Annotated in this window: 13 protein-coding genes; 1 reads left to right on the forward strand and 12 read right to left on the reverse strand. The window is 55.2% G+C overall.

The features are described 5' to 3' along the window. Positions 1 to 18: 18 nt before the first annotated feature. The 11 genes from A6R74_RS16085 to A6R74_RS16135 form a co-directional block, all read right to left on the reverse strand. Complete coding sequence (locus A6R74_RS16085; RefSeq protein ID WP_064235485.1) at positions 19 to 1,785, reverse strand: ABC transporter transmembrane domain-containing protein; 1,767 nt, start codon at positions 1,783 to 1,785, stop codon at positions 19 to 21. A 178-nt stretch (positions 1,786 to 1,963) separates the two neighbouring features. Further along, positions 1,964 to 3,406, reverse strand: a complete 1,443-nt coding sequence (locus tag A6R74_RS16090) for an NAD(P)(+) transhydrogenase (Re/Si-specific) subunit beta (protein WP_064235486.1) — start codon at positions 3,404 to 3,406, stop codon at positions 1,964 to 1,966. A 16-nt stretch (positions 3,407 to 3,422) separates the two neighbouring features. Continuing rightward, entirely contained in the window at positions 3,423 to 4,994 is a 1,572-nt protein-coding gene (locus A6R74_RS16095; RefSeq protein WP_064235487.1) for a Re/Si-specific NAD(P)(+) transhydrogenase subunit alpha, read from the reverse strand. A 320-nt stretch (positions 4,995 to 5,314) separates the two neighbouring features. Next, complete coding sequence (locus A6R74_RS16100) at positions 5,315 to 6,592, reverse strand: TRAP transporter large permease (protein WP_064235488.1); 1,278 nt, start codon at positions 6,590 to 6,592, stop codon at positions 5,315 to 5,317. Then, the gene (locus A6R74_RS16105) at positions 6,589 to 7,089 is read right to left on the reverse strand and encodes a TRAP transporter small permease (protein ID WP_064235489.1); all 501 of its coding nucleotides are present in this window, start codon (positions 7,087 to 7,089) and stop codon (positions 6,589 to 6,591) included. The genes A6R74_RS16100 and A6R74_RS16105 overlap by 4 nt, the downstream gene beginning before the upstream one ends. 76 nt (positions 7,090 to 7,165) lie before the next feature. Next, positions 7,166 to 8,182: a DctP family TRAP transporter solute-binding subunit gene (locus tag A6R74_RS16110; RefSeq protein ID WP_082906712.1), complete on the reverse strand. Its 1,017-nt coding sequence runs from the start codon at positions 8,180 to 8,182 to the stop codon at positions 7,166 to 7,168. 49 nt (positions 8,183 to 8,231) lie between these two features. Continuing rightward, positions 8,232 to 9,137, reverse strand: a complete 906-nt coding sequence (locus A6R74_RS16115) for an NAD(P)-dependent oxidoreductase (protein WP_064235490.1) — start codon at positions 9,135 to 9,137, stop codon at positions 8,232 to 8,234. 10 nt (positions 9,138 to 9,147) lie between these two features. Further along, positions 9,148 to 9,456, reverse strand: coding sequence for a putative quinol monooxygenase (locus A6R74_RS16120; RefSeq protein WP_064235491.1), 309 nt, complete (start codon positions 9,454 to 9,456; stop codon positions 9,148 to 9,150). Between the two features lie 12 nt (positions 9,457 to 9,468). Beyond that, positions 9,469 to 10,815 carry an NAD(P)H-dependent oxidoreductase gene (locus A6R74_RS16125; protein ID WP_064235492.1) on the reverse strand — a complete coding sequence of 449 codons (1,347 nt, stop codon included), beginning with the start codon at positions 10,813 to 10,815 and terminating at the stop codon, positions 9,469 to 9,471. A gap of 163 nt (positions 10,816 to 10,978) precedes the next feature. Then, positions 10,979 to 11,884: a LysR substrate-binding domain-containing protein gene (locus tag A6R74_RS16130; protein WP_064235493.1), complete on the reverse strand. Its 906-nt coding sequence runs from the start codon at positions 11,882 to 11,884 to the stop codon at positions 10,979 to 10,981. A gap of 154 nt (positions 11,885 to 12,038) precedes the next feature. Continuing rightward, a complete protein-coding gene (locus tag A6R74_RS16135) occupies positions 12,039 to 12,992 on the reverse strand; it encodes a LysR family transcriptional regulator (protein WP_064235494.1) in 954 nt (317 codons plus the stop codon). 154 nt (positions 12,993 to 13,146) lie between these two features. On the opposite strand from A6R74_RS16135, the gene speB reads away from it, so the two are divergent. Then, positions 13,147 to 14,049, forward strand: coding sequence for an agmatinase (gene speB / locus A6R74_RS16140; protein ID WP_064235495.1), 903 nt, complete (start codon positions 13,147 to 13,149; stop codon positions 14,047 to 14,049). An 86-nt stretch (positions 14,050 to 14,135) separates the two neighbouring features. Here the strand turns inward: speB and A6R74_RS16145 are convergent, their stop codons facing one another. After that, on the reverse strand, positions 14,136 to 15,410 hold the full coding sequence (locus tag A6R74_RS16145; protein WP_064235496.1) for an O-acetylhomoserine aminocarboxypropyltransferase/cysteine synthase family protein: 1,275 nt from the start codon (positions 15,408 to 15,410) through the stop codon (positions 14,136 to 14,138). Between the last annotated feature and the right edge of the window lie 80 nt (positions 15,411 to 15,490).

Below are 15,490 nucleotides of genomic sequence, written 5' to 3' on the forward strand. Positions count from 1 at the left end.
ATCTTTAAAAGAATAGTTTTATAACGTTTCGCCGCCAAACTGCAACGCGGCTAAATGACGATAGAGTTCGCTGCTGTTGATCAATTCGGCGTGGGTGCCCGCAGCGACCAGCTTCCCACCATCAAGCACCAGCAGTCGATCAGCGGCAATGACTGTCGCCAGCCGGTGGGCGATCACGATGCTAGTGCGCCCCACCATCAACCTGTCCAGCGCCTGCTGCACTAGGCGCTCGCTCTCGGCATCCAGGGCGCTGGTGGCTTCATCTAGCAATAGCACTGCGGGATTTTTAAGCAGCGCCCGGGCGATAGCGAGCCGCTGACGCTGGCCACCGGAAAGCTGCACCCCGCCGGGGCCCAGGGGCGTATCAAAGCCTTGGGGGAGCGCGTCGATAAACTCCAGGGCGCTGGCATCCTGGGCGGCAATGCGCAATCTATCGATATCAGCCTCGGGGTTTCCGTAGCGCAGATTTTCGGCCACCGAGCCGCTAAACAGCACCGGCTCTTGGGCCACTAGGCCCATCGCACCGCGCAAGGCAGCAAGATCCAAGCTGCGAATATCGCTACCATCAAGCGTGATACGCCCCTGAATAGGATCATAAAAGCGCAGCAACAGTGCGAGCAGCGTGCTTTTACCTGCCCCCGAAGGCCCCACCACCGCTACCCGCTCTCCTGGTTGGATATGCAGATCAAACCCTTCAAGCGCTGCGGTTTCCCGGCCAGGGTAGGTAAAGCTGACGCTCTCCAGGGTGATCTCACCCCGTAAAGGTTGCGGTAGGCTATACGGCTCCATGGGCGAGTGAATAACAGGCGGGGTATCGAGTAGCTCCAATAAACGCTCCGCTGCACCCGCTGCGCGCTGCACATCCCCCGCGACTTCAGCGAGTGTCGCTATAGCGCCCGCTGCCAGCACGGCGTAGAAAATAAACGCCGATAGCTCACCGGCGCTCATGGTGCCCGCGAGTACCGCCTGCCCGCCCTGCCAAAGCATTAAGCCAACGGCGGTGAACACCACCAGCATGGCAATACCGGTTAGCCAGGCGCGCTGCTGGGTGCGCTCGATGGCGCTGCCAAACGCCTGCTCCACGCGTTGGCCGTAGTGGGTTTTATCCACCGCCTCATGGGTAAACGCTTGAATCGTTTTAATACCGCTTAGCGCCTCTTCAGCATAGCGGCCAAGCTCCGCTACGCGATCCTGACTGGTGCGGGAGAGCCGCCGCACCCGTCGGCCATACCATACGATGGGCAGCAGGGTCGCGGGGATACCAATCAGCACCATCGCCGAGAGCCACGGCTGGGTCACCAGCATTAGCACCACGGCACCCACCAGCATGACCAGATTGCGCAGCGCCAGCGACACTGAAGAGCCAAACAGGCTCTGCAAGACGCTAGTGTCCGCGGTTAGCCGAGAAGCGATCTCACCCGCGGCACGACCGTCGCTGGCGCTTTCAAAAAAGCTCGGTTCCAGTGTTAATAAGTGGTCGAACACGCGCTGGCGCAGGTCAGCGGCCAAGCGCTCGCCAATCCAGGTGACCTGGTAGTAACGCAGCGCGGAGGCCAGCGCCAGCACCGTGACCACTACCAGCATCAAACCCAGCATTTGCGCCAACGCTTGCTCATCCGCTGCCAAAAAGCCGCGGTCGATGACCAAGCGCAGTCCGTTACCCAGCAGCAACACGCTTCCCGAGGCCAATAGTAGTGCCAAGCCAGCAAGCGCTAAACGACTGCGGTAGGGACGCAGTAGACCCAGCAGGCGCAGCAGCACCCGGGGATTGGGGCGTTGATTCATAGCAGAAGGTGCTCAACAAAAGAGGCGGTAGCTGACCATAGCAGGAGTACTCAAAGCATGCAGCCAGGGAAGCACTAGAGTCGACAAAAAAAGCCCGCGAATAATCGCGGGCTCAGTACCTAATCACTCTTGATATTTAGCTTTTTGCTAGGTTGTATAGGTCGCTTGTTGCCGAGGCCTAATCAATTAACGGCAGCAGCGTATTTAAGCTATCCCGGGCATCACCGTAGAACATGCGCGTGTTGTCTTTGAAGAACAGCGGGTTCTCGATTCCGGAGTAGCCGGTGCCCTGGCCGCGTTTACTGACAAAAACCTGCTTGGCCTCCCATACCTTCAACACCGGCATACCGGCGATGGGGCTATTGGGATCCTCTTCGGCAGCGGGGTTAACGATATCGTTGGAGCCAATCACAATCACCACATCGGTTGTAGGGAAGTCGTCGTTGATTTCGTCCATTTCCAGCACGATGTCGTAAGGCACTTTGGCTTCCGCCAGCAGCACGTTCATATGCCCAGGTAAGCGCCCGGCTACCGGGTGAATCGCAAAACGCACGGTTTTACCCGAAGCACGCAGCTTGCGTACCAAATCGCTCACTGCGGTTTGCGCCTGGGCCACCGCCATACCGTAACCCGGCACGATAATCACGCTATCAGCATCGTTCAGCGCGCTTGCCACACCGCCAGCATCAATCGCGACCTGCTCGCCCTCAATTTCCGCTGCGGGCCCAGAGCTTCCGCCAAAGCCCCCCAGAATCACGTTAACAAAGTTGCGGTTCATCGCCTTACACATGATGTAAGAGAGAATCGCACCGGATGAGCCCACCAGTGCACCGGTCACAATCAGCAGGTCGTTGGAAAGTGTGAAGCCGATGGCCGCCGCCGCCCAGCCGGAGTAGCTGTTGAGCATTGACACCACCACGGGCATATCCGCCCCACCAATGCCCATGATCAGGTGGTAACCGATAAACAACGACAGCGCTGCGAGCACAATCAGTGTCCAGAAACCTGCGCCGTTAAGGTACAAAATCGCTAACAGCAACGACAGCACCGCCGCACCAGCGTTAAGCATATGCCCACCGGGCAGTTGGCGAGGCTTGCCATCTACTTTACCGGCCAGCTTACCGAACGCCACCACCGAACCAGTGAAGGTCACTGCACCGATAAAGATAGCGAACACGACTTCAATCTGCAGAAACGTGAGCTCGTCAGGTGCCTTGGTGGCGACCAGTGCGGCAAACGCAGAAAACTCCTGCATAACGCCATCGGCCGCTTGTGCCGCCAGTACCCGGCGGCGCTCTAAATCCGCGCTCCAGGCGACAAACACCGCGGCCAAGCCGACAAAACTGTGCAATGCTGCCACTAGCTGGGGCATTTCGGTCATCTCGACCTTACCCGCCACATAAACACCGATGCCAGCACCAATCACCATCATCGGAATTAACCACCAGTAGCCGCCAATACCCGGCCCTAAGGCGGTAAAAAACACTGCCAACGCCATACCCACAATGCCGTACCATACGGCCCGCTTGGCTTTTTCTTGGTTACTCAAGCCGCCTAGCGACAGAATAAACAGTACGCTCGCCGCGATCGCCGCGGCAGATACGAATCCTTGACCTAACATATCGTCTCTCCGCCGCTTAGGATTTTTGGAACATGGCCAGCATCCGGCGTGTCACCAGGAAGCCACCCACGATATTGATTGATGCGATAAGCACCGAGATCGCCGCCAGCACGCCTACCACGGCGCTGCCGGAGCCAATCTGCAGAATCGCCCCTAAAATAATGATGCCCGAAATCGCGTTGGTCACCGCCATCAGCGGTGTATGCAGCGAGTGGCTGACGTTCCAGATCACCTGGAAGCCGATAAAGCAGGCCAAAACAAAGACAATAAAGTGCTGCATAAACGAAACCGGAGCCACTTGCCCCAACAGCAGCATCAGCGCGCCACCGACGGCCAATAAGCCCGCTTGGCGTTTTGTTTGTGCTTTGAAGGTGGCCAGCTCAGCGGCTTTTTTCTCCTCTGGCGTGGGCGCCTTCTCTTTCTTTTTCGGCTTAGCGGCAGCAATCGCTTTTACTTTGGGCGGTGGTGGCGGAAAGGTTATTTCGCCAGCGTGTGTCACCGTGGCGCCACGAATCACATCGTCGTCCATATTGTGATTGATCACGCCCTCTTTCTCAGGGGTGAGATCGGTCAGCATATGGCGAATATTGGTGGCGTAAAGTAGCGACGCCTGGGTGGCCATGCGCGAAGGGAAATCGGTGTAGCCGATTACTACTACCCCGTTCTCGCTTACTACCCGCTCATCGGGCTTGGTCAGATCGCAGTTGCCGCCCTTCTCGGCGGCCAAATCGATAACCACCGAACCAGGCTTCATCGCCGCGACCATGTCTTCCAGCCACAGCTTGGGCGCGGGACGGCCAGGAATCAGCGCCGTGGTAATGACGATATCCACATCGGCTGCCTGCTCGCGGAAGCACTCAAGCTGTTTCTCGCGGAACTCTGGGCTTGAGGGCGAAGCGTAGCCACCGCTTTCAGAGCCATCCTGGCTATCTTCGAAATCGAGGAACAGGAACTCGGCACCCATGGACTCGATCTGCTCAGAAACCTCAGGGCGCACGTCAAAGGCGCGCACCACGGCACCCAGGCTGGTAGCGGTACCGATCGCCGCCAAGCCCGCCACGCCCGCACCAATCACCAGTACCTTGGCAGGGGGCACTTTACCCGCAGCGGTAACCTGGCCGGTAAAGAAGCGGCCAAAGTTGTTGCCCGCTTCAATCACCGCCCGGTAGCCGGCGATATTGGCCATGGAGGAGAGCGCGTCCATCTTCTGCGCGCGCGAAATACGCGGCACCATATCCATAGCGATAACGGTGGCGCCCTGGGCTTTGCACTTCTCCAGCAGCGCTTCGTTTTGCGCTGGCCAGAAGAAGGCAATCAAGGTTTGGCCTTTGCGCAGCCGCTCTGCCTCTTGATCAGAGGGCTCGCGGACTTTAATCACCACCTCAGCGTCGTTCCAGAGCGCTTCCGCTCCTTCGACCACGGTAACGCCCGCCTCACGATAAGTGTCGTCATTAAAGCCCGCCGCCAAGCCTGCGCCGCTTTCTACCAAGCACTCGTGGCCCAGCTTCTGGATCTGTTTAGCGCTCTCGGGGGTTAGCGCGACACGCGCTTCCCCCCGGGCACTCTCTTTCGGTGCACCTATTTTCACTCGCGTTCTCCTTTGTTGTTTTCTGCGTTGTTTCCTGCTGCTGTTACCTTCCCACAGCGCCACCACACAGAGATTGGGCACTGCCCATTTCGACGTTAGTCATAACATCTTTTAGCAGTCTAGGATCTAACGGGGTGGCTGCCAGATACTATTCAACCTTTGATTCAACTGGGTTGTTTAACTACAACATGGGCTGATCTGCAGCCTAGCGTCTGTTGATATATGATTTTTAAAATACCGACAGATACTTCTAGCAAAATGAAAAAGCCCCAGCAACTGTCTGGGGCACATGAGTTCCTGTATGGATTTAACTGCCCCAGCTATGAGGCGGTTAGCCAAGCTGCAGGCGCTAAAACGATGGATGGGAAAGCGGCAAGAAGCACCAATATCACGATATTAACGGCATAAAAAGGTAGCGCTGCGACGACTAGCCGCTCGACTGGCACTTTGGAGACTTGCGCAGTCGCAAACAGACACGTACCTACCGGGGGGGAGGCCAAACCCACTGCTAGGCTTGCTACCATAAAGATCAAAAAGTGGAGCGGATCAACGTTGGCATTCACCGCTGCGGGCATCAGAACCGGTATCAGCATCAGCGCGGCGGCGACGATGTCCATCAGCATTCCGACGAGGAGAAAGACAACGCCCATTAAAAGTAGCGTCGCGAATGGAGAAGAAGCAATGGTACCCAGCAGACCGGTGGTCTTTTGTGGCAACAGGTCGACGGTGAACACATAAGTGGCAATATTGGCCACCATAAGAATGAGTAGCACCGAACCCGCCGTTTGACCTGCGCGGATAATCAGCGGCACTAGGTCGCGCCAACCCATTTCTCGATGCACCACGATAGCCACTAGCAAGGTATAAATCACCGCCAAGCCAGCAGCTTCGGTAGGTGTCACTATGCCGGAGAACATGCCAGTGAGGATGATAACCGGAGCCCCTACCGACGGTACGGCTCTGAGTAGAGATCGCAGACTCTTTCGATAGCTAAATTTTGACATGGTGCCGTAGCCATGACGGCGTGCGGCGAAAGCATTGTAAGCGGCTAGCGCAAGGGCAAGGAGCAAACCGGGGCCTAATCCCCCAGCAAGAGCGGCACCCACGGATTGGCCCGCCGCCGCCGCAGCCACAATAATTAATATAGAGGGCGGCACCAGCGTTGCCAGAGTAGCGGTGATTAACGTAAGCGCTGCCGAATAAGGTAGCGGATAACCGCGCGTTGTCATGGCACGGATGGAGATAGGCCCTAAGCTTGCGATATCAGCGACCGATGAGCCAGAAATGCCACCAAAGACAAAGCTAGAAGCAATGTTTACGTGTCCAAGGCCACCTCGAAATCGACCCACCGCTACTTCTGCAGCATCAAAGATGCGCTCTGACAGCCCACCACGTTCCATGATTTGGCCTGCCAGAATGAATAAGGGCACTGCGATGAGTAGAAAAGAATTGATCGACGAAGCCATCGCTTGAGTAACCATCGACATCGGCAAGTCGAACCACCATAGGGTAGTCAGGGCGGCCAGCCCCAGGGACAGCGAAAGAGGAATGCCGAGTAACGCAAGTGTCGCGAAGATGGCCAACAGCCAGATACTCATGAAGAACCCTCCACCATCGTTGTTGCAGGCTGGTCGTCTTGGATAGGCGCCAGAGCGTGCATAAGTGCACCGAAAATGGCCAATGCCGAACCCATTACCAGAGGAACAGTCGTCAGCCACATGCCTAATTGGAGAATCGCTGAAACTTCACCAAAGCGAAGCTGCTGTTGGATTAGCTTCACGCCATACCAGCAGACAATGGAAAAAAAGGCAGCGGCAGCAACCGCCTGGAGAATACGCAGCAGCGGCTGTATACGAGGAGGGGAGATGGCAGATAGAAAGTTGAGAGAGGGGTGCTGGCCCTGCCGGAAGCCGGCTGCCATACCTAGCCAAATCGTCCATATAAACAGAAAACGAGAGAGTTCCTCGGTCCAGGCCAGAGAACCTCCCAGCCATCTAGAGCCTACTTGCAAGGTGATAAGCACCACCATGCCAACTACCGTCACGAAGATCATGGCGTCGAGCAGGCGCCAGACCCAGGATTCAAATTTTTTCATCGTCCGTTCGCCTTAGAAGATGAATCCCAGGTGTCTGTAGCGGTTCAATAAAACCGGACACCTGGGATAGATGGGTTCATTCAGTGACGAAATTCAGGCTTTTTTGCATGAAATCTTCGCCAATGTTTTCGCTAAATTGTCCGTAAACACCTCTAGCGATTTCTTGAACCTTCTCTAACTCACCCTCGGCAAACACATTGACCTGCATACCTTCATTTTTGAGCTTCTCGACGATTGCTTGTTCCTGCTCTATCTCAATGGTGTTTCTCTCGTGGGCCATCTCACTTGCCGCCTGTTCAACCTCGTCGCGATATTCCTCTGGGATACGCTCCCAGGCAGACTGCGACAGCGACAACAGGAAGGCGTCGGCGATGTGCTGGGTCAGGTTGAGGTGATCTTGCACCTCGTAGAAACGATTGTTGTAGGGAACCTCAACCGGATTTTCCTGGCCATCGATGGCCTTAAGCTGGAGCGCACTATAGACCTCGGAGAAAGCCATTGGCGTCGGATTGGCTCCCAGCGCCTCAAACAAGCTAACGAACAGAGGATTGTTGGGCGTCCGCAAGGTAATGCCTTCAAAGTCCTCAGCTGTAGTGATAGGCGTTTCCCGCGTGGTCACATTACGAAAGGTGCGCAGGAAAAAGCCAAGCCCATGAATGTCCAACCGATCGAGTGATGAAAGCAACTCCTTCCCTGGTTCGCCGTTCAGATAAGCCTGGAACTGCTCATAGTCGCTGAACAGGTAGGGCAAGCTGATAGCGTTCATACGAGGTTCAAAAGAGGCATACACCGAACTAGCTAAGATAAGACCGTCGAGTGCGCCGGAACCCTGTTGATTGATAGCCGCATTCTGATCACCGCTAAACAGGACGCCGTCAGGAAAGACTTGAAAGGTGACCTCGCCGTCTGTTTTCTGCTCGACAAGCTCAGCGAATCGACTGGCCGCTTGTCCCACCGACGACTGGGCAGGATCGGGTACTGCTAAGCGGAGGTTAACCGCCGCTTGAGCCTGACTGGCGATCATGGGGATGGTCAGTGAGAACATAACGGCATAGCCGCATTTGAGCGCGTATGATTTAGTATTGTTACGCATGGTGTGACTCCTTAACGCTGTTGTTATTGAAGCTCGTTATTGAAGACTGCTATTTGACCTTATGAAGGCCCGTTGATGAAAAGCCATTGCGACGCCGCACTTCTAGATACAGCGCGCTATGGTCTAATTCACCTCCGCCCGCCTCAACAAGGTCGGCAAACAGGCGATCGGTTAACGCGAGCAGCGGCAGGTCAAGCTCGAGCTCTTGTGCCACTGCAGAGGCCGCTCGTGTATCTTTGAGCTGGTATTTAGCGGGCCCCCCAGGTAAGAAATTATCATCCAGCATTCGCTGGCCGTGCTGTTCGAGTACGCGTGAGTTGGCGAAACCTCCTAGCAGTGCTTCTCTGACCCGAGCGGGATCCGCGCCACCCGCCTCGGCGAGTAACAATGCCTCAGATACCGCACAAATAGTGCTGGCCACCGTCAGTTGGTTAACCAACTTCGCCAACGCACCAGTGCCTGCAGGGCCAATATGTACGGGGCGGCCCATGGCCAATAGAATTTCCTCAGCCAACGCAAAGGCCTCTGGGGTTCCCCCCGCCATAATTGACAGGCTGGCATCGATGGCGCCTTTTTCACCTCCTGAGACCGGCGCATCCAACCACTGAAGACCAAGCGCATCGCAGCGCTGTGCCATGCTGATGGCCTCCCCTCTACCAATGGACGACATAACGATAAGCAGGCTCCCTGCGTTCATCGCTTGGATGGCCCCTCGCTGGTCAAACAGCACCTCCTCGCATACCTGCCCGGAACTAACCATGACCACGACAGCATCGCAGCCCTTGACGGCTTCGCTGGGGCTTGCGGCCACATGCGCACCCGCGTCGCTCAGCAGAGCTGCCTTTTCAAGACTGCGGTTCCAAACGCTGACTACATAACCCGCCCGCAATAGGTTGCGCGCCATGGGGCGGCCCATGATGCCGGTGCCGAGCACAGCAATTTTTTGTTGGCTCATCTTCGCCGCCTTATGCATGTCGCCGAGTGAGAAAGCGCGCCGAAAGCTCGCGCTCGACCAAGGTAAGTGAGTCCCGGAAAGCCGCCAAGTGGGGCGTTTCTAGATGTGCGTCGAAGGCCTCTTTGGAGCGATATACCTCGTAGAACACCACGTTTGAGCTTGGCGATGACTCATCGACATTGATATCGAATTGCAGACAGCCCGGCTCGTCGGCTAACGAACAAGTGGCGTCCTGCCTAGCAGCCGCCAGAAACGCGTCAAGGTTTGCTGCGGCCACTTCAAACTCAGCGATGACAACAAAGTTAGATTGGCTTGCCATTACCGCGCCCTCCTAGGCATTACTGCCCATGGTGCGAAGCTGTTCGAGCCGTATGTCGATGACGTCTCGATCCTTGACCAATTCCACATCGGACATGCGTACCACCTGGTCTTTTTTGACCGGATTCTTAAGCTTGACGTTATGGGCGAGACCAATGGGCAGCGCATCCAGTTGCATACTAAGTGAAGCGGGAATGGCCTTGGCCCACACGGCGTACCCACCCTCACCATCGAGCATCTCCCCAGCGGCAAGATCCTTCTTGGCCGTGGCTACGGCATCAGCGCGATAGAATTTTGAACTGCCAGTAGGCTCGCCACGGAAGTAGGCCGAAAGAACACTCACTGACGTCTCTAGGCCAATCAGGTGGAAAGGCCGCCACATAGAGGCGTACCAGCCCGATTTGTCAGTCAGTAGTCCATACTGATCAAAGCAATCCCGGGTATAGACATCGGGCGCCTTGAAGGTGACAAACATGCCAAAACGGATATTGTTCAAGACTTCACGGCCATCCGGCTCCTGGCTCGCCGCTATATCGACAAGACCCGATCGCGGCAAGCGTCCGCCTTCACTTTGGGGCTTGAAGACCGAGGCAAGATCGTGAAGTCCAGACGGATAGAACGCCAAACCATCGTCAGGGCAATCAAGGCCGGTTCCATTGGCTACCGCCGCCATTTCGATGGCTGCTTTGGTGCCGTCGGTAAACGAGTTGTACATTTTGGGATTAAAGTCCCCTTCGGCTACTTTCTCCTCACTCCAGCCGAAGTACCCCCAAACAGTATCGGGGGTGGAATAGCGATAACGGGGTTCGAAATTCATGCCCTTGCCAGCCGAGGTGAGCTCGAAACCGCAGGAATGCACCCAATCAACCAATTCACAAATGGCAGCTGGCTGATCGCCATAAGCCATGGAATAGACCACACCCTTGGCACGGGCCTTTTGGGCTAAAATCGGGCCGCACATAACGTCGGCTTCCACGTTTACCATAATGACGTGTTTGCTATTATCGATCGCCATCAGGGCATGACGAACACCCGCAATGGGATGGCCAGTCGCCTCTATGATGCAGTCAATATCTTCAAACTCACACATGTCACGGGCATCGGGTGTGATGAAGGTCTTTCCGCTGGTAATGGCATCGCCCATTGACGTCGCGGAATACTCATTCTCTTCCCACCCCGTACGCTGGAACGACTCTCTAGCTTTCTGGGTATCAATATCTGCAACAGCAACAATATGATAGCCAGGAATTTTTCTTGCTTGCGCCAGCACCATGGAACCAAATTTTCCCGCGCCAATCAGCCCTACGCGAATTGATTTCCCCTGGGCATGATGGTCAGCGAGCATGGACGATAAATTCATATGGCTTTCTCCTAAGGATTGACGATACCGAATGGCAGTACCGAGCAATACAAGCGTTAGTTAAAATTATTAGCAGTGGCGATTCGTTGTTAGCACTAACACTATTGAAGGTAGGAGCATTCCATCCTTAGGAAAATTTACTTTTTCTTGGCGATAATTAAGATTAACTAAAGAGTTGAGCGTCGTTCTGATCGCTCCATTGACTGGCTTTATCCTGTATCCATTCTACAAAGCGTCTGACGTGAGGAAGGCGAAGGCTTTGGTTGGGGCACACGATCCACTGCGTACATACCGGCATTTTTGGCGTCACTGTCGATGGGATGATTAACTGACCCGTCGTTAATTCACTTTCCATCATCAGATTGCTTTCAAGAGCAATACCCAAGCCAAGGGCCGCTGCGTCCACTGACATATGAGATCGATCAAAATAAAGTCCCCCTGAGAAGACGTCCCTTTTACTGCCAATGGAAGCGAACCAATGGCGCCACTGAACCTGTGCCTTGACCGAGTGAATGAGACGATAGTCCTTGAAGTCGTTTGGCGATAACGAGTTAGGCAGGGCAAGCGTAGGAGAACATACCGGTAAAAAGTGCTCTGTAATCAGAGGCTGAACATAAAGACCAGGCCAACGGCCAGTGCCATGGCGAATTTCGATATCCACCCTTTCCCGACTAAAGTCGGTAGGTTCATTTGAGCCATCAAGTCTGACCTCCAAATCTGGATGAAAAGAGAGGAATTCACTGAGACGTGGAAGCAGCCACTTGGTGGCGATAGTTGGGGTGGCACGGATGTTAATACGGGTCAGTGTTTTAGTGCCTTTGATTTGGTCGGTGACCTTAATGATGTGCTCGATATCTTCTGAAATTAAATCAAAGTAATGCTCGCCTGCTTCAGTGAGTCGTAAGGCACGCCCAGACTTTACGACGAGGGTTGTGCCAAGGTGTTCTTCTAAAGACCGAAGCTGTTGGCTGACAGCAGAGGAGGTGATATTGAGGTGCTCCGCCGCGCCGGTAACGCTTTGGATCCTCGCCACATGGAAGAAAACGGCAATGTTACGAAAAGGAATCATTGGCACCACCACTATTAAATATAATTATTATTCACTCAAGATACTAATATTAAAGATTTTCCCTAAATCCAGCACTGAATTAATAGCATGGCTACAACGCCATAAACGGCTAATCCCACGCCCTCATGCCCCTTTACCAATGACCCAAGAGTATTCAACTCCCCGCATTACAGCTGTTATTAACGGGGTCACTAAACGCTTGCGCAAACGCCATGAGTTGCTGGTATAACCAAACCACTGCAGGATCATTGGCATACAGCCCATGCTGAATCAGGGTCATTTTCAGCACTGGTAGCTCTTTAGGCGGCTCTACCAAGCGTACCGGTAGCATCGCAACGAAACGCTCAGCCATTTGGCGTGGCAGCGTCATGATCGCCTCGGTTAGCGCGACTACCCTAGCCGCGGCGATATAGTTGAGGTTTTTAGAGATGACCCGGCGGGATAAGCCGTGCTGAGTCAAGCAGCTTTCAATATTGCTGGGGCGCAGTCCACTGATATCAGCCAGCTCCACATGGAGCGCTTGAGCAAACTGGGCAATATCCAGCGCATCGCCGACGCGGCCATTATGGGTAGCGGCTAAGCAGACTAGCTCCTCATCCATCCACGGGGTCTGAATCACGCCGCTAGGCAGCTCGCGTTGGCTATCCAACCCTACCACCATGTCGATTTGGCGCTGCTTCAGCCCCTCACTCAGCACATCCGGAGTAATCAGCTCAATAGAGAAGCTAATGCCCGGCGCATAGGCCAACAGCTGGCTTAAAAAGAGCGGGTACATGACCTCTTCAAAGTAGTCGGTGGTCGCTAACGTAAAGCGCCGCGTGCTAGTAGCAGGCAAAAACATCGCGGGAGGCGCAAGGCCCTCCCTTAGCTGCCCCAGCGCCAGCTGTACGACGGGCAAAAGTGCCAGCGCACGTGGGGTTGGCTGCATGCCGTTTTCGGTGCGCACCAGCAGTGGGTCATCCAGCGCTTCACGCAGTCGTTTTAAGGCATGGCTCAAGGCGGGTTGGCTTAAATGCAGCTTTTCTGCCGCGCGTGTAACGTGGCGCTCGTGCATCAGCGCTTCAAATACCAGCAGCAAATTCAGGTCGAAATGGCGTAGCGAGCGCATGGTTTCTCATTATTCATATCACGAATGATTAAATTCTAAACATTCATTTAATTTATCACCAGAAATTGCTTATTGTCTGCCGCTTATTCGCCCATCAGCGATCATTCAGCACGAAAGGAGAAGCACACCGGTGACCCACCCACTGTCTCAAACTATGCCCAGCCTGTATGGCGATATGATCTCTACCTTTATGGGCGTAGAGAAAGCAACGGATCCCAAGGCAAGCGACGCCGACGTTGTGGTGAGTGGCGTACCCTTCGACCTGGCTTGCTCTGGCCGTGCGGGCACCCGCATGGGGCCGAATGCTATTCGTCAGAGTACCGCCAACCTGATCTGGGAAGGTAAACGCTGGCCATGGGACTTTGCCTTAGAAGATCGCCTCAAAGTATGCGATGCAGGCAACGTTGATTACGCCTATGGCGAACCTGAAAGCCTGGTCGACAACCTGGAAAGCCATGCTGGCCGCTGGTTAAAAGCGGGCAAAAAGATGCTTACGCTGGGCGGTGATCACTATATTTCGCTACCGCTGCTGCGTGCCCACGCCCGTGAGCATGGCCCGCTAGCATTAATCCACTTTGATGCCCACACCGACACCTACGAGCAAGGCACACGCTTTGACCATGGCACGATTTTCCACCACGCCCTTAAAGAGGGGCTGGTAGTGCCTGAGCACTCGCTGCAAATTGGTATCCGCACCAGCTACGACCGCCACAACCACCCTTACGAGGTACTGGATGCGGACTGGGTAAACGATCATGGGCCGAAAGCCGTGCTGGAGCGCATTCGCGCCAAAGTAGGCTACCACCCAGCTTACGTGAGCCTGGATATTGACGGCCTCGACCCCGCCTACGCTCCTGGCACCGGCACACCGGTCTGCGGTGGCATGTCGACAGACCTAATGCTAAAAGTCATCCGTGGCATGGTGGGTATGGAATTGGTCGGCATGGACGTGGTGGAAGTAAACCCCGCCTATGATCACGGCGACATTACTTCGCTTGCCGCCGCGACGTTAGGGCTGGAGTTTTTGTATACGTTGGCGGCGTCTAAAAGCGTTTGATGGCTAAACGCTTAACGCACCATTAGTGTCAGAAGCCCCGCCGCCGTTGCATTCATAGCAATAAGGCGGCGGGAAAAGCAAAAGAACTACCCTTGAGAAGCCGCCAGCGCTTGATCAATATCTGCCAGCAGGTCGTCGATATGCTCAATGCCGATCGACAGGCGAACCATATCCCGCGTAACACCCGCGGCTTTCAGCTCCTGCTCGTTGAGCTGGCGGTGTGTGGTTGAGGCGGGAATGGAGGAGCAGCTTTTGGCATCGCCGATATTCACCAGGCGAAGAATCAGCGCCAGCGCATCGTAGAAGCGCTCGCCGGCGGCCTGGCCACCTTCAATACCAAAGCTAAGAATCCCCGAGGCGTGGCCGTTCATGTAACGCTTGGCCAGCGCGTGATCGGGGTGGTTTTCCAAGCCTGCATACTGCACCCAGGTGACCAACGGATGGCTTTCCAAGTGATTGGCAACGGCTAAGGCGTTGGCGCAGATACGCTCGATGCGCAGAGACAGCGTTTCCAACCCCTGGAGCAGGTTCCAGGCCGCTTGAGCAGAGAGAGCAGCCCCCATGTTGCGTAGCGGCACCACCCGGGCGCGAGCGATAAAGGCCGCATCACCCACATCACGGGTATAGCTCACGCCGTGGTAAGAAATGTCAGGCTCGTTGAGTAGCGGAAAACGGCTGGCATGCTCGGCCCAAGGGAAGGTGCCCGAATCCACGATCACACCGCCCACGGTAGTGCCGTGGCCGCCGATATATTTGGTGGCAGAGTGGATGACAATATCCGCCCCATGCTCAATCGGCCGACACAAGAACGGCGTCGCAGTGGTGTTATCGACAATCACCGGCACCCCATGACGATGGGCCGCCTCGGCGAGCTTCGCCAGATCGACCACTCCCCCCGAGGGGTTGCCAATACTTTCGCAGAAAACCGCCTTGGTTCGTTCATCGATCAGCGCTTCGATGCCGTCAATATCGTCTTTATCGGCAAAGCGTACCTGGATGCCTTGGCGTGGCAAGGTGTGGGCAAACAGATTGTAGGTGCCGCCATACAGCTCGCTGATCGAGACGATGTTATCGCCCGCTTCAGCAATAGTCTGGATCGCATAGGTGATCGCTGCCATCCCCGACGCCACCGCTAGCCCGGCGATACCGCCTTCCAGCGCGGCTACCCGCTGCTCCAACACAGCGCAGGTGGGGTTCATAATGCGCGAGTAGATGTTTCCTTCCACTTTAAGATCAAACAGATCCGCCGCGTGCTGCGCGTTATCGAAGGAAAACGACGTGGTTTGATGAATCGGTACCGCCACGGCGTTTTGTGAATCAGGCGAATAGCCATGGTGGAGGGCAATGGTTTCTGGCTTCATGAGGGCGGCTCGCTAGTTTTTATTGAGTTCGTTATTGATCCTAAACAAGCGCCGCTCGGAAGGCCAATAATCGTTTAGAG

This window comes from Halomonas sp. ALS9 (assembly GCF_001651035.1).
Classification (GTDB): domain Bacteria; phylum Pseudomonadota; class Gammaproteobacteria; order Pseudomonadales; family Halomonadaceae; genus Vreelandella.